This is a genomic window from Sphingomonas sp. KR3-1 (genome assembly GCF_040049295.1).
GTDB lineage: Bacteria > Pseudomonadota > Alphaproteobacteria > Sphingomonadales > Sphingomonadaceae > Sphingomonas.
This window is the reverse complement of the sequence record NZ_JBDZDQ010000001.1, coordinates 1,692,142-1,715,789: the sequence shown is the minus strand read 5'-3', so window position 1 is coordinate 1,715,789 and position 23,648 is coordinate 1,692,142. Positions and strand designations below refer to the sequence as shown.

Sequence of the window (23,648 nt, the reverse complement as noted above, 5' to 3'; positions counted from 1 at the left end):
GCGGGCAGGGGATGGTGATCACCATTGATGTCCAGAACGGGTCCTCGGTCGATCTCGGGATCAGCCAGGGCATGCTGACCGGTGGCAGCTGGGTCGGCGCATCACCGACTCCCGGCACCGTGCTGGGCGCGGGGCAGAGCACCTATGTCAATGCAAGCGGCTCGACCTTCAGCAGCGCGGGAGGGGTTATCATCCTCGTGCCGGCCAGCGGCGGCACGATCAACATGTCGTGGAGCTGGTCGCCGGGCAGCCCGGTGATCGCCTATGGCCTGGCGTCGGGCACCAGCGTGGTGCTGCTCTCCTACGGTGTGCGTAATGCGCAGACCTTCAGTCCCACCGTCACCTATGTGATCGCCGATGCCGGAACGGGCCTCGGCGAAGCAGCCGGAGAACTGGCATGCCCGCCGGCCAATATGGTGTAACCAGCAGCTTTGGCGGGCAGACGGCCGTCGGCCCCTATCTGGTGCCGAGCGCGCTCACTGCGGGCAGCGCAGTCAGCATCTTTGTGGTCGGCCCGGTCGCGCCGAACGCGCCGGCCGGCTCGGTGACCTTGCCCAGCGTGACGCTGCCGACGCCGGCGCCGACGACGCAGAGTGTCTTTGCGCTCAGCATTATGAACGCGGCCGGCCAGTCGCCGCTGCCTGCGGTCAAGGTCGATGTCGCCCAGGCGCCGGTCTGGAGCGCGGACGACACGCAGCGCGGCGACATGCTGCTGGCGTTCAAGGTTTTCCGGGCACAGCTCGAGGCACTCGAGGCGGCGGGCACGCCCGTGCTGCTGCCGGGTGCATCGGATCTGATCGTCAATCGCCTCGCCGCGGCGTTGCCGCTGCGCTTCGACGAGATACTGCGATATTATTATTGCTTTGATCCGGGGATGCAGAGCATCGACCTGCTGCCCGGGATGTCGCTGCGCATCGATTGGGCCGGCTATCAATATTGCGATGGCCCCGGCGGCGGCGGCGCGGGGCTGAACGGCTTCACGACGACGGGCGCCAGCCATTTCGAGATTGTGCGGCGGCCGGACCGGACGCTGGCGTTCGACGGCTATTCCGCACAATTCTCGCCCGGCATCACGCTCCAGCCACCGGCGGCCTGCCCCTTGTCCGCGGGAGGCCCGGTGGACCTCCAGCTCCAGGGCAATGCGCGGCGGCACTTGCGGCTGGTCTGGCCCAATAATTTCGCTGGCGCGGGCAGCGTCGACAACAACGGATCGTCGAACCAGCTGAGCTGCGTCCTGCTCGGCGCCGATACCTTCGCCGATATCGAGGCGGCTACCGCCGCGATCGCCGGCGGCCAGCCCGCCTGCGGCCTGCAGGCACAGGGCAACAATCCGATCGTCAGCATCGCCTTCACCAGCCGCGTGACGATGGTGCCCGAGATCTGGGTGTGGATGATGGGGGCGCCGCAGCGCGTGCCGCTCGGCATCAGCGTGCGCAACCTGGTCCAGCGCTTCGCCGACCCGATCGCCTATCAGATGCAGGCCGGGGTTCCGACGAGCAACCTCCAGCTCGGCATCCAGCGCTGGGCGCAGCAGAACGCCCCGCCGATCAACTCGACCATGCCGACCTTCAACATCGGCCAGATCGATCTCTCAAAGGGCGCAACGGCGACGGGGCCCCTGGGGGACGGCTTCGACACGCCGCTGATCAAGGGAGATTATCTCACCATCTTCCTGCCGGGGAACAGCTGATGCGCGCGCAACGCTTCCTTTGTGCGCTGGCGCTGGCGGGGGCATTGCTTCCCGCCGCGGCGACGGCGCAGTCGTTCACGATCCTGAGCCAGAACATGCTGCGCTTCGGCCATGGCAGCAGGCTGCTCGCCCAGTGCAACGCGATCACCACTGCGTCGGCCACCGTCGATATCATCGTGCTGCAGGAAGTGATGCAGCCCGGCTATCCGTGCCTCACGGCGAACAACAAGAAGGGGGTGAATGTCCCGATCCCGACCAACTTCGCCTATGTAACCTCGGCGGCGAAGGGGCGCTCGTCCTATGTCGAATATTACGGGATCCTCTATCGCACCAACACGCGCAACAACATGCAGATAACGCTGAGCGGGAGCGACGACACGCTCAGCACCACGAAGACCTTCATGCGCCCGCCCTTCGGCGCGCTCTTCCAAGTCACCAACACCACCAACGCCAAGGCATGCAGCGTCTGGGTGGTCGATATCCACTCGATCTTCGGCAAGGTGGCCAGCGACCGCCAGTACGAGGCGACGCAGATGAAGACGGTCTACCAGAATCTGATGGCCAAGAAGACGGGTTCGGTGATCGTCGCGGGCGACTGGAACCTCGCAGCGACCGACTCGGGCTTCAGCTGGGTGGCGACCAACAACGCGTCGATACAGCCGAACGTGCTCACCAGCCTGACCGCCACCGGCGCGCCGAGCAGCGCCTATGATCATGCGGTCAACACCTTGAACAGCACGACACCGCCGTCGGTCACGATCAGCCAGACGACAAGCGGCAGCTGGGTCTATATGGGCGGGATGACCGGCGCGAACTGGCGCAAGAACATCTCCGACCACATGGGCGTGATCGCCGATGTGAGCCTCACATGCTGAGCCCGGCAGAGGCGCGGCGGCATTGCGCGCGGATCGCCCCGTGGCTGCTTGCGGCGCTATTTGCGTTGCCCGGCGCGGCGGCGGCGCAGGGATTCACCCTGCCCAAGGAATGCACGAAATATGGTGCCAGCGGCGCCGAAGGCGACGATCCCGTCGTCCTCATCGGCGACAATTTCACGAAGCTGTACATCAACGCATCGGCCAACCTGGTCAGCGACAAGGCGCCGATAACCTGGTCGACCACGATCTCGCCCTTCCGTGGCGGCATGTATGGCTACAGCATCTTCGTCACTTATACGCCGTTTCTCACCTCGGACGTGTTCGTCAGCGATCCGAGCGATTGGGGCTGGTACACGCAGACGCTGCCCCAGCCCGGCGTCACCGGCGGCCGCGAGACGGCGATCTACGACGTCTATCAGGTCTTGATTCGGGACAAGGCGCAGAAGGTGCCGGTGCCCAACGCGATGGTCGACTTCATTCCGGACTTTGTCGGCTCGTCGCCGCTGACCATCCAGGCCGATTCCAACGGTGTGGTGACGCTCTACTGCGTCCAGCAGAACTTCCAAGGCTACAACATCACCGTCAACGATGCGGCGGGCAATTATCTCTACGACGGCTCGATCCCTGGCACCAAGAGCGGCTTCCAGGCGAAGGCGACCGCCGCCGGCAGCGCCGTGCGGCTGGTCTCGCGTTCGGAGTCGGCACCATCCGCCTGGGCGAGCTATGGGCCGCCGAACCCGGCGGCGCCGGTGCCGATCGCGCCCGGCCCGGGCGCGCCGAGCCGGGGCGTGCCGAAGTGACCGTCGCGCTGCAGCCCTTCGGTGCCGGCAGCCTGCTCTACGTCCCTGCCGACCGGCCTGCGAACGGGCCGGTTACCGGCTTCCTCTTCCCGACCGGCAGCACGCCGCCGCCGACCATCGCGATCGCGGACGCGCTGGCGGCGAAGGGCTGGTTCGTCGCCGCGGGCTCGGTGGCCGACAGTGCGGTGCCGGCCTTTGTCGCGGCGGCACAGGTCTGGTTCGCGTCCTCGGCGCGCGCCGGCGCCGTGCTCAGCTGGTTCACGAATGCTGCCAATCCGAGCAGCGGGCTGGCAGGCTGGACGGTGTTTGCCGGCCCCGCTGGCAGCCGCACCGCGCTGACCAGCACTGCCTCGATCCAGTTCGGCAATTTCGCGATCGGGCTGCCCAGCCGCACCGCCCTTGCCGCCAGCCCCTGCGGCACCGCGCTGATGTTCACGGCCGCGGGCAGCCCGGTGACGCTGGCGGTGACGCCCTTCGGTGCGCGTACCCCGGTCACCTTCCCGGCGAGCGGGCCGCTGCTGGTCAACCTTGCGAGCGCGCCGGCCAGCGCCGGTTGCCTCACCTTCGGCTTCACCGCAGATGAAGCGGGGCTCGATTCGCTCGACGTCGGCCTGCGCTCGTACAGCGCGCCACCGAAGGGCGGCTATGCGCAGACGGCGCGGCACCGGCCCTTCGACTTCAGCAAGGGCAGCGTCACGCTCGCCGCGACGCTCGATCCGCTCGCGCCGACCGATCATGCGCGCAGCAACCTGGTGCCGGCATCGGGATTGAGCGTGCCGAGCTATTATCGCAGCGCCGCGGGGCCGGCCTGGCAGGCGAGCTTCGGGTCGGACTTCGCCTTCGTGCTCGCGCTGCGGCTCACCGGCGTCGATGCCAAGGGCAATCCGGTGCCCGGCAACCCGGTCTACACGATCGTGCCGAGCGGGACGGTCGACCTGGCGCTGCCGGCCGAGATGCTGGCGGGCGCGGGCGCATCGAGCTTGGGGCCGACGCTGATGGGCGGGCTCTCGCCCGTCGAATATTTCAGCGCACCCTCGGCGGCGACGCTGACCTTCGTGCCCGACCAGCCGGCCTTCGCGCCGACGGTGCAGCCGGCGGGAACGGACGGGACGGGGCGCAGCTTTGGCGGGCTGACCCATGCCGCGACCACTGCCTGGGCCTCTATCGTCGCGCCCAGCGCCGGCACGGCCTATTATTCGCAGCCCGACCAGGCCGTGCTCCACCAGGGCGCACCCAGCGGATCGAGCTTCCTCTCCTATCTGCCGCTGCAGATCTCGGCGCTGCCGGTCGGGGAGAGTGCGCCGGTGCCGCTGCTGCCCTATGGATCGGTGGAGACCGGACCGGGCCTGACGCTGGAGGATCTCGGCCAGTTCGAGCGCCAGGCCTGGTCGCCCAAGCGGCTGGCGACGCTCCAGCCGGCGCCCGCTTCGCGGGCTTCCGTAGCGGTTGGCGGGCCCCAGCCGCCGCCGGGCAATCCGCCCAACCCGCCTTTCGGCACCACCAAGCAGGGCCTGTTGCTCCAGTTCGACGGCCAGGGCAATTGGCAGGACCTGACGCTGGCGATGTCGTCGCCGCCGCCCGGCGGCGGGCGCCAGCCCGGCCCGATCCTGGAGACCGTCACCGGCAAGCTTCGTGCGGCGTTGCAGACCAACGAGCTGTTCCTCGTCGTCTCGGCCGGCGACCTGCTGCTCGCCGACAGCGACATGACCTATGAGCTGTCGAAGGAGCGTGTCGACTTCATCAACACCAAGATCAGCGACCAGGCCTGCCAGCAATGGCTGAGCGGGCTCGTGCAGGGCGGCGCGGTTTCCCGGCCCGACCTCGCCAGTTTCAAGACGCTGATCCTTACCGGCGCGCCGTCCGGCATGGCCGGCTATTTCGACACGGTGAAGACCTATGCCGGCGATTTCAGCCTGTTCGCCGCGGGGGCAGCGCCCGATGGCTGGGAGTTCGATCTATCGCCGTGGCGCTGGGGCGAGCACCAGACGATCCTGATCTTCAAATTCTGCAACAAGATGCTGTCCCAGGCCGTCGTCGATCCAAGCCAGTGGAGCGCGGCCGACGATTTCAACGCCAATGCCGCGGCCACCGCGCAGCAGATCGGCCAGATCATCCTCGATGCGCGCGCGCGCCAGAAGAACGACAGCGACCTGACCTATTTCGTCGAGACGGTGCTCGACGACCCGAGCTGGAGCGGGATCATCGCGCTCAATGCGCTGGTGCCGCTGTCGGGGCTGCCCGAGCAGATGCGCGCGCTTTCCGCCGGTATCGATCCCTCGCAGTTCAAGGCGCATCACGTCGGCGTATCGGTGACGCCGGTGACGCCGGGCACGACGAGCTTCGTCGCGCAGCCAAGCTCGATCTTCGGGCTGATCGACTATGAGGACCAGACGCCGCTGCAGAGCGGCGACCCTTATGCGTTCAAGGTCAACACGCTCAAGGTGCGGATCGCCAATTCGCAGGTCGCGAACTTCTCGAGCCATGTCGAATTGCTGGTCAACCAGCTGTTCGGCGAGCCGGTCACCCAGATCGGCGCTTCCGACAACAATCTCGGCTTTGACGGCTATTACCAGAAGACCAGCGAGACGACCGGGTCGGGCAACGAAGTCGGCACCTATCGCTTCGTCACGCCGGGTCCGACCGCCTATGCCGTGTCGAGCAGGGTGCTCGACCAGGTGGCGATCACCGGCGCGACCTTCGTGACGCTGCCGGGGACGACCGACCAGAACCCGATCGTCAACGCGGTCTTCCAGCTGAACGGCGCCATCGCCTTTCTGCCCCAGGCCGGGTTCGACCTGTTCTCCTATGGGCCAGAACAGGTGACCGGCACGATCGAGCAGGGGCTCTCCTATCGTGCACTCGCCATCGACATGAGCTTCAACGAGGCGACGCCGAGCTACCGCAGCTTCGCCTTCGACGCATCGAAGCTGGTGGTCGATCCGGCGACCAGCCTGGCACGGTCGGCAAGCCTGGTCAGCCATTTTCCGATGAAGCTCACCGCGCTGGTGCAGGGGCTGGGTGGCGTCACGCCCGACAGCCTGGGCTTCATGCCGGTCGACATGCCGATCCAGGGCAGCAGCCTGTCCGCGCCCTGGTTCGCGCTGCGCTTCGATCTCGATCTCGGCACGCCGGGCGCGCTGGCGGCGGCGACCGGCTTCAATGCCGGGTTGCTGCTCGGCTGGGCGCCCAACAGCTCGGGCGCGACCATCTATTGCGGCCTGTCGCTACCCGGCGTCTCGGGCGGGCAGCGCGCGATCTCGCTCGAGGGCGTGGTCAGCCTCGTGTTCGGCGGGATCAGCTTCGTCGTGGCACCGCCGACCTATCTGATCCAGCTCAGCAACATCGCGCTCAAGATCCTGAGCGTGAGCTTCCCGCCCAACGGGCAGGTCAACATGACGCTGTTCGGCAATCCGCAGCAGCAGACGAGCGGGGCGCTCGGCTGGTTCGCCGCCTATATCAAGAACGGCGCAGGCGGCGGCAGCAAGAAGCAGCAGCAATTGGCGCAGCGCCCCACGCTGCCGGGAAGGCGCTAGGCCATGGCTACGACGATCCAGCAGCTGTGGAGCGCGTTGCAGAGCGCCGGCTATTACACCTCCAGCTCGCTCAATATTCCGGCGAGCAATTCGCTGGGATCGCCGGGGATCAGCGCGCTGATCGGCGACAAGATCCTGTTCCCCAAGGGCACGCTGTCGATGGCCGTGACGGGGACGAAGCCGCCAGGCGATTCGATCGTGATCAGCGGCACGCTGACCAGTCCCTTCCTCGGCCAGGACAAGCCGGTGGCGAGCGCTACCTTCACGATCGACAATGGCGGCGTGCCCGCGCTGGCGCTCGTGGTGACAACGGCCTCGGGCACGGTGCTCGCCAAGGCCTTTGCCAAGCTCGATGCCAAATCAGCGCCGGCGGTGCAGGCCTTTTCCGCGGCGAGCTTCACGGCGAGCTCGGGGGCGCCGCCGACGCTCCAGTTCAGCGGCACGCCCGACATCAGCCAGACCTCCTATGCCCAGCTCTGGCAGGGCAAGGCGCCGCTGCTTGCCGGCCCGATCACCAGCTGGGGCGATAGCCCGGTCTTCCAGCTCGCCACGCCTTTTGCCGCCGCCTCGGCGACCGCCGGGCTGCTGGCGATGCAGATTCAGATGACGCTGAGCGCCACGACCAGCGGCGCGAGCGGACAGCTGGTCAGCAAGGTACTGAACCCGGGCTCGAAGTTCGACGGGCTGCTCTCCACCTGCGCGCTGCCGGTGTCCGGGGGGCTTGCCCCGAGCTTCGGCACGGGGCCGGTGAACGTGTCGATCCCGGATCTCGGCACGCTTTCGGGGCTTTTCGTCGGCCAGCAGGTCGGCGCGCTGGTCCCTTCGCAGTTCAGCCTCGGCAATGTGCTGAATCTGGGCGCCATGCAGCTCGGTCTGGCGCAGGGTGGCGGCAGCGCCCAGTTGCTCCAGGTCGCGGTCAACACGGGCAACGCGCTCAACTGGCCGCTACTGCCGGCGAACCTGCTCAACCTCACCCAGGTGAGCGCGACCTTCGGCTGGATGGGCGGCACCAATGTCCAGCTCGGCTTTGGCGGCAATTTCAATCTGGGTGGCAACGACAAGCTGGGTTTCTATGCCGGGTTCACCCTGCCGGACCAGCAGCTGAGCGCCCAGAATCTCTCGGCGTTCGATGTCGGGCAGCTGCTCAGCGTGTTCGGCGTCGATCCGCCGACGACGGGGATGACGGTGCAGCTGCTGGCGGGCACGGTTTCGCTCCCCAACAAGACCTGGAGCTTCACCGGCGACGTCACCTTCAGCAAGGCCTGGTCGATCCAGCTGATGGGCGAGACGGCGATCGGGCTCGACGAAGTGACGCTCAGCATCGTGCAGAGCAGCTCGTCGCGCTCGGTGGCGCTGGCGGCGACCGCGACGCTGTTCGGGGCGCAGGTGCTGGTGACTGCCGCGACCGACAGCGCGAGCAAGATCTGGTCGTTCAGCGGCATGCTCGTCCAGCCGCTGCCGCTGGTCAACATCACCAAGGCGCTGCTGCCCTTTTCGTTCAACCCGCCCGACATCACGGTGGAATCGCTGAGCGTTGCCTTCGATACCGGCGGCGCCTTTATGTTCGACACGGTGGTCGACTGGAAGATCGACGAGATCGATACCGAGATCACCGCCGAGCTGCAGATCACCCGTGCCGCCGGCCAATATTCGGGCTTCCTCAAGGGCGAGGTCGACATTCACGGACTGGTGCTGCTGGTCCGCTATGATTTCTCGCCGACCAGCATGGGGATCAGCTTCGCCTATCGCAGCCTGACGATCAGCTACAACAAGGACAAGAGCGGGCCGACGGTGACGATCAGCCTGGGGCAGGGGACGGTGGGCGACCTGTTCTCGTTCCTGCTGTCCTTCGCCGAGCCGGGGCGGACGGTGTCGCTGGGATCGCCCTGGGATGCGTTCGAGAAGATCGAACTGCCCGCGATATCAGTGACGGTGAACCTCACCACCAAGGCGATCCGCGTCGAGCTCGACCATGTCGCCAATCTCGGCTTCCTCGATCTTGAGAAGGTCGTGCTCAACTACAGCCGCAGCTACGGCAAGCCGAGCTTCGATCTCGAGCTGACCGGCAGCTTCCTCGGCCAGCCCTATGGCAAGGGCGGCAACCCGCCGCTCAAATGGGACGCGCTCAACGATCCGCCGCCGGCAGTGCCGGGATCGGGGACGCAGGTGCTCGACCTGGAATTCCTCGGCGTGGGTCAGCGCGTCGCCATCACCGGCTCGGTGCCGACCGAGATGGACAAGATCATCGACGCGCTCGAAGCATCGATGCAGCCCCCGGCGGATCCCAACAAGAACCCCGTCACCCAGCTCCAGAACCTTTCCTATGATGCGGGCAGCAACTGGCTGATCGGTACGCGCTTCACCGTGATGTCGACGCTCAGGATGGACCTGATCTTCAACGATCCGGTGGTCTATGGCCTTTTGATCCAGCTTTCGGGCGAGAAGGCGGGGATCTTCGCCGGGCTGCGCTTCGAGATCCTCTACCGCAAGGTCACCGACACGATCGGGGTCTATCATATCGAGCTGACGCTGCCCGATGTGATGCGCCACCTCGAATTCGGCGAGGTCTCGATCACGCTGCCGGTGGTCACGCTCGACATCTACACCAACGGCAATTTCCGCATCGACCTCGGCTATCCGCCCAGCCTCACCGATTTCTCGCGCTCGTTCAGCGTCCAGGTGTTCCCGTTCACCGGGTTCGCCGGGCTCTACTTCGCGATGCTGAACGGCGAGACCTCGACCAACGTGCCGAAGGTGACCAGCGGGCATTTCGGCACCGTCGTCGAGTTCGGTTTCGCGCTCCAGGTCGGCGTGGGCAAGACGCTGTCGCTCGGCATATTGAGCGGCGGGATCAGCATCACCGTGGGCGGCGCGCTGCAGGGCGTGCTCGGCTGGTACAGCCCCAATGATTCCAACCTGCCCTCGGCGCGCTACCACCATATCACCGGCACGGTGGCGCTGATCGGCAAGGTCTATGCCACGGTCGATTTCGGCATCGTCTCGGCGAGCGTGAGCCTGACCGTCTATGCCTCGATCAGCATGGACGTGGAAAGCTACAAGGCGATCCTGATCCAGGTGAGCGCCGGCGTCAGCGTCGAGGTGAGCATCAAGATCCTCTTCGTGCGGATCCATTTCAGCTTCAACGCGACGATCACCGAGAGCTTCACCATCGGCTCGGACTCGACTCCGCCCTGGACGCTGGCGCCTCCGGGCGGAGGCGGCGCGAGCAACGACAATATGTTGCGTGACCGGCGGACCTATAATCCGAGCCCGCTGCTGCTCCGCCAGCTGCCCTATGCCCAGCTGCGCAGCCGGCCGCCGCGCATGCTCCAGCTCGGCCGGATGCGGCTCGCCGGGCTGGCGGCGACCAGCGGAACGACGATCGCGGTGCCGGTGCTGGCGATCCCGCTGGTCAGCCAGGCATTCAGCCAGGATTTCGCCTTCCCCTCGGGCCCGACGCCGCCGAACAGCGTCACCACGCCGGTGCTCGGCATGCTGCTCGGGCTGCAGACCTCGACCGACCCGAGCCAGGGCGTCAACCAGCTGATGGCATTCCTGCTCAATTGGGCAGTCGATGCGATCGGGCACGAGCATGACACGATCTCGGCCGCGGTGATCGAGGAAGTGCTCCAGGCGCTGTCCGCCGCCGATGCCTGCGACACCTATTTCGGTTATTCGGCGCTGACCGGCATGTTCGCGAGCAATGGCGTGGTCTTCACGCTGACGCCGCGCCCGACCACCGGCGGCAGCGACGGCCTGCCCGCCGCGGTGCTGTCGATGATCCCCGAGCTCAAGCTCTCGACGCCCGACTTCACGATCGACTTCACCGCCGATCGCAAGGTCAGCTCGGACTATGAAGGCACGATCCGCGACTATTTCGCCAACCTCGCGGCCAAGTTCGGCAGCGACAATGCGGCACCCAAGGCGGCCAATGCGGCGACCGTGGAGAGCCTGGCGACCTTCGTGTTCCGCTACCAGTTCTGCCTGCTCACCAAATCGGTAGTGCAGGCCGCGCGCGACCTGCTCGGCGGCTCCACGCTGAGCCTCACCGCGCCGATGTCGCTCGCCGCGATCGCGAACCTCTACAACAACGACTACACCACCCGCAGCGGCGACACGCTGGCGGGCATCGCGGCGATGTTCGGGCTGACCGCGACAGTGCTCGCCGCCGCCAATCCGGACCTGCCCCAGGCCGGTCCGGCACCGGGCGATGCGATCTTCGTGCCGACGCAGCAGCTGACCTACACCAGCGTGGCGAACGACACGCTGGCCGGGCTGGCGAGCTGCTTCGGGCTGACCGGTGCCGCGCTGCAGGCGGCCAATACCGGCGTCGATTTCGGCAATCTCAAGCCGGGCACCGCGCTGTCGATCCCGGCGATGCGGGTGCTGCACAGCGTGGTGGCGGGAGAGACCGCGCCTTCGATCGCGAACGATTTCTCGGTCAATCCGGCGGCGCTGGCGGCTGCCAATCCGGGAGTGGATCTCGACAAGCTGAGCGTCGGCCAAGTGCTGCTCATCCCGAGCCAGCTGAGCGCGCTCGCCGTCGCCACGATCAACGCAGCCACGCCGGGACTGCTCGCCAGCGGCACTGCGATCACGCTGACCGACATCAGCTTCACTGCCGCGTCGAGCGATACCCCGACGACGATCGCCACGCAGTTCGGCATCCAGGTGGCGGACCTGCTTGCCGGCAATGCCGAGAGCGTGGCGCTGCTCAATCCGGGCCAGACGATCACGCTCGGCCAGCTCGGCACCCAGACGCGCGCGCTCGATACGCTAGCCGGTCTCTGGGCCTATTGGTATGGCAGCGCGACGGTCACGCTGAGCGCGCTTTCCGCCGCCAACCCGACGCTCAAGATCACGGGCGGGCAGGTGCTGGCGATCCCGCAGGGCACCAGCCCCGACGTGTCCTACACCACGGTGAGCGGCGACACCTTTGCTGGGATCATCGCCAAATATGCCGGGCTCACGGTCGAGGCGCTGACCGCTAACAACGCGCCGATCCGGCTCGATCCCTCGCAGCCGGTGGCGCTGCCCGACGTGGTCCACACCGTCGCGGCCAGCTACCAGCTCGCCTACACGACCACGACCGGCGACACCTATGCGACGATCGCCGCGGCCTTCTTCGCGCCCGATGCCGTCGCCGCCGCCCTGCTCCAGCTCCAGCAGATCAACGGCAGCACCGAGCCGGTGGCCGGCGCCGTGGTCAAGATCCCCTATGCCAGCTCGGTTGCCAACCTGACGCGGCAATATGGGCTGACGGTCGCCACGCTCGCCGGCAATGCGGCGATGACGAGCAGCACGATCCTTGCGGCGCGTGCGCCGATCACGATCGCCAGCGTCAGCCACACGCTAGTCGCGGCCGATACGCTGGGCGGCCTCGCGCAGAATTACGATCTGTCGCTCGAGCGGCTGGTCGATCAGCTCGCACAGCTGCCGCTGTTCGCCGCGACAACGAAAACGCCGGCGAAGATCCCGGCGATTCCCGGCATGCGCGCCGACCGGCTGAGTGCCGCACTCGCCACCACGGGCGGCTTCACCAATGCGCTCAACATGACCTCGCGCTTCCTGATGGGCGGACTGCGCGTCCCGGCGCCGACTTTCCAGACGAGCGCGTCGGCAGCGCAGCTCGAAGCGGCGCCCTCGCTCAAGAGCGTCGCGGCGCAGGCGGCAGTGGCGACCTATCCGCTCTATGCGCTGGTCGGGCAGGAATTCCCGGTCAATGCGGGCGCGACGACTGCATATGAGATCACGATCACCGGCAGCGGCGCGAGCTGGGTGGTGCCGCCGGACAACCCCTTCCCGCTCGATACGGGCGAAGTGGCGCTGATCACAGCGTTCGCCAGCTTGACCTTCGATCCGGGCGTGCCCGCCGGCGCGGCGCAGATGCTGCCGCAATTCGCCGTCACTCCCGATCGCCAGCCGCCGTCGGCGCTGCTCTGGTGGCAGACGCCCGAGCTGCCCGACCTGAAGGGCACCAGCAAGGCCGCGCCGCCCGCAGTCGTCCAGCCGAGCCTGTGGATGCTGCCGGCGCCGCTCGCCGATGCGCTGGCGGCGAGCCCGACCGGCACGCTCGCCTATGCCGGCAAGCTCGGCACCACCAATGCCGATGGCAGCGTGACCAGCGCGCCGCTGGCCGCCAGCCGCTTCGCCACTGTGTTCGACCTAACGATCGAGCAGGTCCCCGGCGCCGTGCCGGGGGTCTATAACATGGTCGGCACCGATCAGGCCGGGCTGCAGCGCATGATCGCGCTGTGGGAGCATCTGCAGACCGTCAACGCCACCGCCGATCTCTACATCGCCTATGCCAGCCAGGACGCGAACGCGGCATCCGGCACGGTAGTGACCGATGCGCTCGACCGCACCAACAGCTTCCTGCTCAAGACCAACCTCTCGACCGAGACCAACGCGCCGCCGGTGCATGCGACACTCGCCGCCCGGCCGCTGCTCAACACCCCGGCGAGCGTGACCAGCGTCGCGACCTTCACCGAAGGCGACAGCCAGGACCTGTTGCAATTCCTGTGGGAATGCAGTGCGGTGCGCTCGGGCGGCTTCTACCTTCGCTACATCAGCACCGCCGGCAAGCCGGGGCTGCCCGAAGGGCTGTTCAAGGACGGCAAGTCGGCGCAGATCAAGCTGATCGTCGCCTCGGGCGACCAGGTGGCGAACGTGCCGATCGCGATGGCCTTCAACAATGCGCTGATCGTCGGCGACAATGAGGATCCGGCGCACCAGAAGCTGATGTTCGAGGCGGTGGCCTACACCGTGGTTGCCGGCGACTCGCTGGCCAGCGCGGCGAACAGCATCATCGCCGCCTATCCCGGCCTGCCGAGCGGTTTCGGCTGGGCGTCGCTTGCCGCGGTAAACCAGTTGATCCCGGGCGTGCTGATCCCGGGCATGACGCTCGCCGGCCAGGTCGCGCAGCCCGACGACAGCCTGCTCTCGCTCGCCGAGCGCGCCGGGCTTACCGTCGCGGCGCTCGCGACGCAGATTGTCGAGAACGCCTGCCTCCAGGCGGGCGCGCTGCTCCAGTTGCTCGGCGAGCCGATCCAGACGGTCGCCGCCGGCGACACGCTGGTGCTGATTTCGCAGGACCATTCCTATCTCGATCCGGCTTCGCTCGCCGCGCTCAACGCCGCGACGCCGGGCCTGCTCGCGGTGGGCGAGACGATGGCGGTGCCGGGCCATGCCGGTCACACGATCCAGCAGGGCGACAGCTTCGGCACCATCGCCTCGGCGGCCGGCCTGCCGGTGACGGTGCTGGGCGAGGCCAATGCCGATGCGCCGATCCTGGCCGAGGGCGCGGGGATCGTGGTCGCGCAGGACACGCTGCGCACTGTGGCGACGCTGCCGCCGGGCCGCGCCGGCTTCGCGCTCACTCGCACCGATCCGGAACCGGCGCCCACGCCCAGCCCGACGCCGACACCCACGCCTACACCGGCGCCCGCGCCGACCCCGCAGCAGACGCTGGGCCAGCTCTACCATATGCTCGGCTTCGAGATCGCGGCGGGTGGCGGCTTCAACGACAGCGGCGAGGGCCTGCCCGCCACGCCGGCCAACGAGGATGGCGATCCCGCCGACGGGCTGTGGCGTTATCGCCAGGTGATGGCGGTCTATCCCTTCGCGACCAGCCAGCCGGCGGCGATGCCCGCGGCGCTGCCGCCGTCGGACGCAGACCCCTATGCCGGGATCGCCGCGGGCGCGGCGCTGTCGCTCGATCTCGCCTTCCAGGACGTGCTCGGCAACCGCACCCAGGGTTCGGTGCTTGCCGGCAGCAGCGGCGGCGCGACGCTGACCGGGCCGATCGGCTATACCGACGAGCTGGTTTCGCTTGCCGGCTGGCCTTCGCTTACCAGCTCCTATCGCTTCCTGAACCAGCAGCCCAATCTGGTCGTGGCGCTGTCGGTCGCGGCGGCGAAGTTCCTGCCCGATGCCAGCGCCGCGCCGATGATCGCGGGCGCGCCCGATGCCGCGCACAGCCCGGCGGCGACGCGCGCGGGCCAGGCGCAGGCGCGCTATGGCGAGATCTTCTACCAGCTGCTCCAGGCCGATGTGGAATGCGCGCTGAGCACAACCCTCGGCCCGGTGGCCAATTCGGTGGCACTGTCCGACGCCGTGCGCGCGGCGCTGCGCGGCGTGGCGGGGTCGGCCTATGTCTATCTCGCCAATGCGCAGGGACTGGCGCTCACCACCGCGGGACCGGCCCAGGGTTTTGCCACGCTCCAGGCGCTGACCACCCCGGTGACCAGCGGCAATGGTGGCTATCCGGCCTCGTTCGACGATCTGGCGACGGTCAACGCCAATGCCGAGGCGGCGCTGGTCTTCGCCGGCCCGCAGATCCAGGTGCCGGTGTTCAAGACCACGCTCTCGGGCGAAACGGCGGACGGGTTCATCGCGCGTGTCGGTGTCAGCGATCCGGCGAGCTTCGCCGCGAACAATGACGATGTGGGGCTGATGGCCGGCGCGATCCTCAATACCGCCGTGCGCGATATCGAGGCAGCGGATGTCGGGCTGTCGCTCGCCGCGCTCGCCAATGCCTATGACTGCACGATCATCGATGGGCCCGCATCGGTGCCGGGGCTTGCCACCGCCAATGCGACGGCGCCGCTCACCCAGGGCATCACGCTGTCGATCGGCAGCTACAGCACCGTCACTGGCGCCAGCGACACGCTCGACAGCGTCGCGACGACGCTCGGCGGGCAATCGGGCACGGCCTTCACCGCCGCCGACGTCGCCGCGGCCAATGCCTATGTGGCGCCGCTGTTCGCGAGCACCGCGGCGCCGACGATCGCCAGCGCGGTGGTGGCGGGCGGCGAGACGCTGACGAGCTTTGCCGCAGCCTATGGTCCGGCGACGCCGGCGGCGCTGCTCCAGGCGAACCTGCAGGTGCCCGGCATATGGCCGGCGTCGACCGCGCTCTTCCTCGAGAACATCGCCTACACGATCGCCCCGGGCGACACGCTCGCCTCGATCGCCAGCGCAAACAACGCCGCGCCGGGGCTGATCCTGTCGAGCAACGCCACTGCGGCGCTCGCCAGCGCGGCCGAGCTCGTCATTCCCTGGTCGGCGGACAATGGCGCAGTCGCGGCGGGCAGTTTCGCCGCCCCGGCGAACGCAGCGCTGAGCACCGTCGTCGCGCAGTTCGCCGGGTGGAGCCTGGCGCAGCTCGCCGCCGACAATCTCAACTGGCCCGGGCTGTTCGCGCCCAAGCCGATCACGATCGGCTCGACGACGGTCACGCCCGATGCGAATGCGACCTTCGCGTCGCTCGCTGCCAAGTTCAGCCTGTCGCCGGGCGATTTCGCGCAGCAGATCGGTGCGACGGCCGGGGTGCTGGCGCAGGGTGCGGTGCTGATCACGCCGGCTTGGGCATCGACTGCCGGCGAGACCTTGGCAGCGCTGGCGGCGCGTTTCGCCACCGATCCGGGCACGCTCGCCGGGGCCAGTGCCTGCCTGCCCGGGATGCTCACGCCGGGGCAGACCTTCACCGTCGACGGCACCGACGTGACCGTCTTCGTCCATGACAGCTTCGCGCTGATCGCCGCGCGCCTCAATGCGGCGCGCACCGCGGCCAAGCTGCCGCCGATCGACATCGCGACGATCGGCACGGCGGCGGCATCGGTGCCCGTGCTGGCGCGTACGTTGCTCGGCGTGCCGGCGGGTGCCGTAATCGGCGCGCAGGTGACGCCGGCCGACGTCCAGCCGATCCTCAGCCTCGCCGTCGATCTTGCGATCTCGCGCGCTCCGACGCTGGTCGCGCCCGCCTTTGCCGGTTCGGCGCGCGTCGTCTCGGCGAATGCGGCGATTGCCGCGGCACCCTTTGCGGCGAGCGAAGGTGCGCCGGTGTCGCTCAACCAGTTCGCCGCCGATTTCGAGGCTGCCTTCCCCGGGCAGAAGCTCGCCACCGGCCCGCAGCACACCAATTTCGCACCCGTCGTCTCCAAGCCCTCGCTGCGTGCCGCGATGGCGGGCGGCACCGGATCGAGCGCAAGCGGATCGGTGCGCGCGCTATGGGTGGTCAATTTCTCGTCGAGCGGAATCACCTACAAGATCGATGCGAGCCAGGCGCGCTTCTTCGCGGTCGAGCCGCTCACCACCTATGCCTTCTCGGCCGACAACGTCACCGTGCCTACCTATGCGAGCGACACGGGGCTGGGCGCGACGAAGACGATGAATTTCAGGGGTGCCGACCCGGAGGACTGGAATCTCGCCTTCCTCCAGGCCGTCGACCTGGCGCTGTCGCCCGCCTATGCCGCCGCAGCGCAGACGGACCCCGCTGCGGCGAAGAGCCTTGCCGCGATCCTTTCGGCCAAGGCGGATATCGCCACCGGCCTGTCCACGCTGGTCGCGTCGATCGAAGCGGATCAGAGCGACGGGCTGCAGGACGCGATCGACACGATGAAGCAGCAGCTGCTCATCACGCTGGGCAGCGTCTATTCGACGCAGGCGCTGGTCCAGTTCGGCGTCGATGTGGGTGGCAGCGGCACGGTTTCGGGCAATGCGCCGCGGCTGGCGGGCAAGCTCAATGCCAATGTCGTCACCACGCCCGATGATTCGACGCCGGTCGATCCGGCCCACCCCTTCGCGGCGCTGGCGCGCAACGCCGGCGTGGCGACCGGCTATCTCGTCGATGCGATCGGCGACGTACCCGATATCATCCGTGCCGGGGTCGGGACCCTTTATGCGGGCGCCGCGCGGACCACGCTCGCCGGCGACACGCTGACCAGCATTGCCGCTGCGTACAACACAACGCTCGAGGCGCTGGCGGGCGGCCTCACTCTGGCAACGAACGGCGCCGCGCTGTTCCGTGCCGTCACGCCGGTCAATGCCTCGACGGTGACCGTGCCCGCCGGCACGCTGACAGTGAGCGCCGGCGCGCTATGGCTCGGCGCGGCCGTGGCCGACCTGCTCGCCGCCAATGCCGAGCGCACCGATTTCTTCGCGCCCCAGAGCCAGGTCGCGCTGGGCGGCACCAGCTACACCCCGCAAGCAGGCGATACGCTTGCCACCGTGGCGGGCAAGTTCGGCGGGATGACGAGCTTCGCCTCGGACATCGCCGAAGTCGATGCCGGGACGATGCCGGGCAGCTACACGCTCAACCCGGCGGCGATGCCGCGCGCGCTCCAGGCGCTTCCGCAGATCAGCCTGCAGAGCAGCAAGGCCGAACTCAGCCAGGGCGCCACGCTCACCACGCTGCTCACGGTCAGCCGGCCATCCGAGCAACGCAAGCTCGTGCTCGATCTCGATTTCGTGCCCAACCAGCTCGAGTTCGACATTTACGGGATCAACGGGGTGGCGGGCTATGAAGGCTCGTCCTGGCTGTCCTTCGTGCTGCCGCTCGACCCGGCGCCCAATGCGATCGGCCAGGTCGCGATTCCGATCGCGTTGCGCGGCTATCCGGTGCCCGCGGTCATCTCCGGCCAGCAGGCCTCCCCTCCGCCGAGCGGCGGGCTGGCCGACAGTACGCTTACCCAGTGGGACTATCAGTTCAACGCCCAGCGCCCCTTCGCGGCGCAGGACGAGATGACGCTGGAGATCACGTTCAACGACGCCGACGCTTCCACGCCTGCGCCACGCGGTGCAGCGGATCGCAGCGCAGTGGTGCACGCGCTGGCCGGGTTCAGTGCGATCTGGCCGGCGGTGGCGAAGGACCTGGCGGCGCTGCCGCAGCTGCTCAATGCCCCCACGCCCGGCGAGCAGACTGCGGCGCGCAACGCGCTCGCTGCCCTGGCCTGGACAGCGCAGCAGGTGCAGAATGCATGGCTTGGCCAGACCCTCGCGCTCGGCGCGCCGCAGGTGCCTTCGTCCTTCCAGTACAACCTCTCCACCCGGATTGCGGCGGACGGCAAGGTCGATGCGCTGGTGCTTGATCGGGTGGGACAGGCGATGGACTTCAGCCAGGCGCCCGACGACTTCCTGTTCCTTGCCAGCTCGACATCCGATGCGAGCAGCCTGGCGAACAAGGTGATCCCGCCGAGCCTGTCGCAGGATTTCATCGATCACGCCTTCCCGTTGAGCGGCAATGCGGCCGTCACGGTATCGACGACCGCGCCCAATGCCGACTGGATGATCATCGACAATGGCGATCCGGCCAAGCTGATCCCGCCCCAGACCTATCGGCTCCAGCTCGTCTCCACGACCACGCCGGCGACGCTCCAGATCTGGCGCCAGCTGCTGTGGCCACAGATCTCGCTCGCGATCGGAACCGGTTTCGTGCCGTTGCCCAGCACCCAGGCGGGCACCCAGCTCAGCTATTCGCTCACCAGCGCGCAGGAGATCGGCGAGGGTGCGCCGCTGGATCTACAGTTCAATTTCTACCGGCTCGATGCGATGTCGCTGTCCAATGCCTGGGGCGGCTTCTGGATCTCGCGCAACGCCAATCTGCTCGACAATGTGAACCCCGGCTTCGTCTACGAGACGCCGCTCACCCGCTTCCCGACGCGGATCACGCCGTTCATCCAGCGGCCTGATGCGGTGGCGCTAACCGGCACGTCCCTCGAAGTGGCACTCTGCACCCTGTTCGAGAAGCTGTTCGCCGGCCAGGCGGCGCTGGTCGGCTCGGGCGAATCGGCGACGCGCAACATCCGGGTGCAGGCGAGCTACTGGCGCTCGCCGAGCGGTGGCGATCCCGTGACGGACAAGCTCAGCTATCGCAATCCGCTGCTGCTGGTGCCGATCTACAGCTTCGACGTCGCCAAGGACTGGGCGCAGGATCCGAAGAGCTTCTGCGGTCAGCTCGCCGCAACCATGCAGCAGAACGCGACCGCGCTCGGCATCGTCGCGGTGACGGGCGACCAGTGGGTGGTCGACCTGCTGATCTATGGCGACGGCGTTGACGACCAGCAGCCGCTGCTCTCGATCGGAAATCACTATTTCCCGGTCTAGGATGCGATTCGCGAGTGCGGCGCGCCTCGTGTCGCAAGGGCGGAGTTGCGAGACTCCGGTTGAGGCGCCCGGCGGTTTGGCTGGCGCGGAAAGACTATGCCAGTCCGGACCAATCCAGTCCGAACCGCGCGAGATATTTGCGTAGCCGATCGGCATCGTTCGCCGACGTCCGACGGGTACGCGAGGCCGCGAAGAGCGTGCGCCCGGCTTCCGAAAGCGAGCGGCTCTTCCGGCAGACCCGAATGGTCTCGGCCAGCTGGACGCGATCAAAGGGATCGATTTCTGCCAGAGCCTCGGGCGCAAGGACTTCCGCCAGCACGTCAGCGCCGTCGTCGCGTCGGCCGGACCACAGGCGCTTCAGGCGTCCGATCTCGGCCTCGACGCACTCCATGTCGATGCGACCTTTTGGGCTGAGGGTCGCCATGCGGGTGACGCTGGCCGCGAGGTCGCGGAAATTGCCTGGCCAAGTCGCGTCCGGGCTGGTCGCGAAGGCGAGATAGCGCTGGCGCGCTTCCTTGTTGAAGCTCGCACGATCGCCTTCGCGCTCGGCAAAGCGGTCCAGCTCATAATCGAGATTGGGTTCGATATCCTCGCGCCGCTCGGCGAGGCCGGGCAACTGGAACGTCCACAGGTTGAGGCGCGCGTAGAGGTCGTCGCGGAAGGTGCCCGCCGCCACCGCCTCGCCCAGGTCGCGATTGGTGCCCGCGATCAGCTGGAACTCCGACGCGGCTTCCCTGTCCGAGCCCACGGGCAGGAAGCGCTTGTCCTCGATCGCGCGCAAGATCATCGCCTGCTCGTCGAGCCCCAGCTCACCGATCTCGTCCAGGAACAACATGCCCCCGTCCGCAGCGCGCAGCAGTCCAGGCCGGTCGGCGACCGCGCCGGTGAAGGCGCCTTTGCGGTGTCCGAACAGCGCGGACATCGCGCTGTCGCCCTTCAGGGTCGCGCAGTTCACTTCGACGAAGGACCCCGCGATCTGGTGCTTGAGGCGCTTCAGTTCGTAGATGCGACGCGCAAGCTGGCTCTTGCCCGCCCCGGTCGGGCCCATCAGCAGGATCGGCGCCTTTGAGCGGTGCGCGACCTGCTCGATCTCGTCGATCATCCGGTTGAAGGTAACGCTCTGTGTCGCGATGCCAGACTTGAGGAACGAGGTGCTCTCCTCTGCTGCCACGGCGAAGCGCGTGGCGATGCTGTCGTAGCGGGAGAGATCGAGGTCGATTGCCGTCCAGCGTCCGGGCGCGCCGCCGTCCTCGGCGCGCTTGGCCGGCTGGGTCTGGAGCAACCGCCCGGGCAGATAGCGCGCCTCGGTGAGCAGGAAGAGGCAGATCTGCGCGACATGCGTGCCGGTGGTGATGTGGACCAGATAGTCCTCGGCATCGGGATCGAAGGGCTCGGCGCGGGCGAAATCGAGCAGCTTGCCGTACACTTCCTCGAAGTCCCACGGATCGCTGAAGTCGAGCCGGCGCAGATCGACCCGCGTCTCGGGCGATACCGACTGGATATCCTCGGCGACATAGTCGGCGAGGCGGCTGTGCGGCGCGCCATGGAGCAGGATGAAGCGATCGACGCGCAGATCCTCGTGCATGGTGAGCGCGACCGAGGGGCGCCACTTGTTCCAGCGCGATGGGCCGAACTTGCTCGCGTCCAGCGTCGATCCGAGGAATCCGATAACGGTGAGAGGTTTCATGCTTATCCTGTAGGATAAATCTCGATCTACAGCGATAGGATATTTGCGGGCACTCTACTTCCCCACGGGTCATAATCCTACCAGCGCCGGAAATAAAATCACTGATAATCAGTAAGTTATAAGAATTGCGCGAGCCGGTTCGCTAAACTGGCACGCCTCCTGCGAAATACATCGGCGTCGGACAGGGCGGTCGAACATCCTGACCCGGCGGCGGAACGCGGGGCGGCCGGAATGGGCTGGCCGCCCCCGAGGAAATTCACAGGGCGTAGCTCAGGCTGCGCAGAGCGCCCGCCTTGGGAGCGGGAGGTCGCAGGTTCAAATCCTGCCGCCCTGACCAGTTGAGGGAGTTGGACGATGGCCAACAAGGGACTGTTCGCTTCGGCGATCGCAAAGCTGATGCCGGCCGCGGACACGCGGAACCGGGAGGGAGCGCCGGCCTATACCTATGGGCCCGAGCACAAGCTCGCCCAGGTCGCGGCAACCGGCACGCTGGCCGACGGCTTCTACGGCGCTGCGGAGACGCAGCTGTCGGACGTACTCGAGGCGGCGCGCGCCTGCGATCCGTACTTCGTAGCGCAGGCAGCCATCTATTCCCGGCAATCGGGCGCGATGAAGGACATGCCGTCCCTGCTGGCGGCCTGGCTGACGGTCGCCGATCCCGATCTTGCGGTCGCGGTGTTCAACCGCGTGATCGACAACGGCCGCATGCTGCGCAATTTCGTGCAGATCATGCGCTCGGGTCAGGTGGGGCGCTCGTCGCTCGGCTCGCGGCCGAAGCGGTTGGTCCAGCGCTGGCTGGAGCAGGCATCGATGCCGCAACTGATGGCTGCGGCGACGGGCAGGGATCCGAGCCTGGCGGATATCGTCCGCATGGTTCACCCCAAACCCGCCGATGCGACGCGGCGGGCTTTCTATGGCTGGCTGATCGGGCGTCCTTATGACGTTGCCGCGCTGCCTGCCGAGATCGCTGCGTTCGAAGCGTGGAAGGTCGATCGGTCGCTGCCGTTGCCGGCGGTGCCGTTCGAGTGGCTTACCGCGTTTCCGCTGACCGCGGAGAACTGGGCGGAGCTGTCCACGCGGATCGGGTGGCAGGCGCTGCGGATGAACCTCAACACGCTGGCGCGGGGCGGCGCGTTCGATGTGGCGGGGGTCACCGATGCGGTTGCCGCGCGGCTCGCCGACGGCGATGCGCTCGCGAAGGTCCGGCCCATGCCCTATCAGCTGATGGTGGCGTTGGGGCAGGCCGGCGAGGGCGTGCCGCTCAAGGTGCAGGCGGCGCTGGAGGATGCGCTCGAGCAGTCGCTCGTCCGCGTGCCGACGGTGCCGGGGCGTGTGGTCGTCTGTCCTGACGTGTCGGGCTCAATGGGCTCTCCGGCGACGGGGTACCGCAAGGGCGCCTCGTCGAAGGCGCGGTGCATCGATGTCGCGGCGCTGGTCGCGGCGGCGATGCTGCGCACCAACCGCGACACCCGCGTCCTGCCGTTCGAGCAGGCGGTGGTGAAGCTGAAGCTGGACGCACAAGCCCGCCTCGCCGTCAATGCGGCGAAGCTGGCGGCGGTCGGCGGGGGCGGGACCAAGGTCTCGGCGCCGCTCGCCCTGCTCAATGCGGAGCGGGCGCAGGTCGACCTGGTCGTGATCGTTTCGGACAACGAGTCCTGGGTGGATGCCACCCGGGCCGGCGCGACCGCGACGATGCGCGAATGGGAGCGGCTGAAGAACCGCAACCCGGGCGCCAAGCTCGTGTGCGTCGACATCCAGCCCTACGGCACCAGCCAGGCGCCGCAGGGCCGGGCGGACATACTCAATGTCGGAGGTTTCTCCGACGCGGTGTTCGACACCATCGCGCGCTTCGTCTCCGGCGAGACGCGCGAATGGGTGGACATCGTCAAGCAGACGGAGGTCTGACGAACAGGGCCGTGGCGAATGCCGACGGGATTACATTGCTCCAAGGGGAAACCCGAAAGTCCAGAGTAGAGCGCCCAGGAAGCAGCGATGCCGAACGGGAGATGGGGTTCGAGTCCCCCCGTTGCAGCGGTAGCTCAAGGACGTTCTCGTCACTCTTGTCGCCACGGCCCGACATGAACATCACGGCGAATGCCGGGAAGGACTACATTGATAATGCGGCTGTCGCGGGTTCGAATCCCGCCTGCCCCGCAAGGGCAGTAGCTCAGTCTGGTA

Annotated in this window: 8 protein-coding genes and 1 tRNA gene; 8 read left to right on the top strand and 1 reads right to left on the bottom strand. The window is 67.6% G+C overall.

The features are described 5' to 3' along the window. Positions 1-11 precede the first annotated feature (11 nt). From ABLE38_RS08340 to ABLE38_RS08315, 6 genes are read left to right on the top strand one after another with little or no spacing between them, the layout of a single operon-like run. Complete coding sequence (locus tag ABLE38_RS08340) at positions 12-422, top strand: hypothetical protein (protein WP_348973692.1); 411 nt, start codon at positions 12-14, stop codon at positions 420-422. Then, a complete protein-coding gene (locus ABLE38_RS08335; protein WP_348973691.1) occupies positions 398-1,690 on the top strand; it encodes a hypothetical protein in 1,293 nt (430 codons plus the stop codon). Before ABLE38_RS08340 ends, ABLE38_RS08335 begins: the two co-directional genes overlap by 25 nt. Then, positions 1,690-2,565, top strand: coding sequence for an endonuclease/exonuclease/phosphatase family protein (locus ABLE38_RS08330; RefSeq protein WP_348973690.1), 876 nt, complete (start codon positions 1,690-1,692; stop codon positions 2,563-2,565). Before ABLE38_RS08335 ends, ABLE38_RS08330 begins: the two co-directional genes overlap by 1 nt. After that, the gene (locus ABLE38_RS08325) at positions 2,559-3,365 is read left to right on the top strand and encodes a hypothetical protein (RefSeq protein WP_348973689.1); all 807 of its coding nucleotides are present in this window, start codon (positions 2,559-2,561) and stop codon (positions 3,363-3,365) included. Before ABLE38_RS08330 ends, ABLE38_RS08325 begins: the two co-directional genes overlap by 7 nt. Further along, positions 3,362-6,898, top strand: a complete 3,537-nt coding sequence (locus ABLE38_RS08320) for a hypothetical protein (protein WP_348973688.1) — start codon at positions 3,362-3,364, stop codon at positions 6,896-6,898. Before ABLE38_RS08325 ends, ABLE38_RS08320 begins: the two co-directional genes overlap by 4 nt. A 3-nt stretch (positions 6,899-6,901) precedes the next feature. After that, positions 6,902-19,783, top strand: coding sequence for a LysM peptidoglycan-binding domain-containing protein (locus tag ABLE38_RS08315; RefSeq protein ID WP_348973687.1), 12,882 nt, complete (start codon positions 6,902-6,904; stop codon positions 19,781-19,783). Positions 19,784-19,877: 94 nt separating this feature from the next. On the opposite strand, the gene rtcR is transcribed toward ABLE38_RS08315, so the two are convergent. Beyond that, positions 19,878-21,470: an RNA repair transcriptional activator RtcR gene (rtcR, locus tag ABLE38_RS08310; protein WP_348973686.1), complete on the bottom strand. Its 1,593-nt coding sequence runs from the start codon at positions 21,468-21,470 to the stop codon at positions 19,878-19,880. Positions 21,471-21,729: 259 nt separating this feature from the next. Between rtcR and ABLE38_RS08305 the strand changes: the two genes are divergently transcribed. Then, positions 21,730-21,807, top strand: a tRNA-Pro gene (locus ABLE38_RS08305). 17 nt (positions 21,808-21,824) lie between these two features. After that, complete coding sequence (locus ABLE38_RS08300; protein WP_348973685.1) at positions 21,825-23,375, top strand: RNA-binding protein; 1,551 nt, start codon at positions 21,825-21,827, stop codon at positions 23,373-23,375. Positions 23,376-23,648 lie beyond the last annotated feature (273 nt).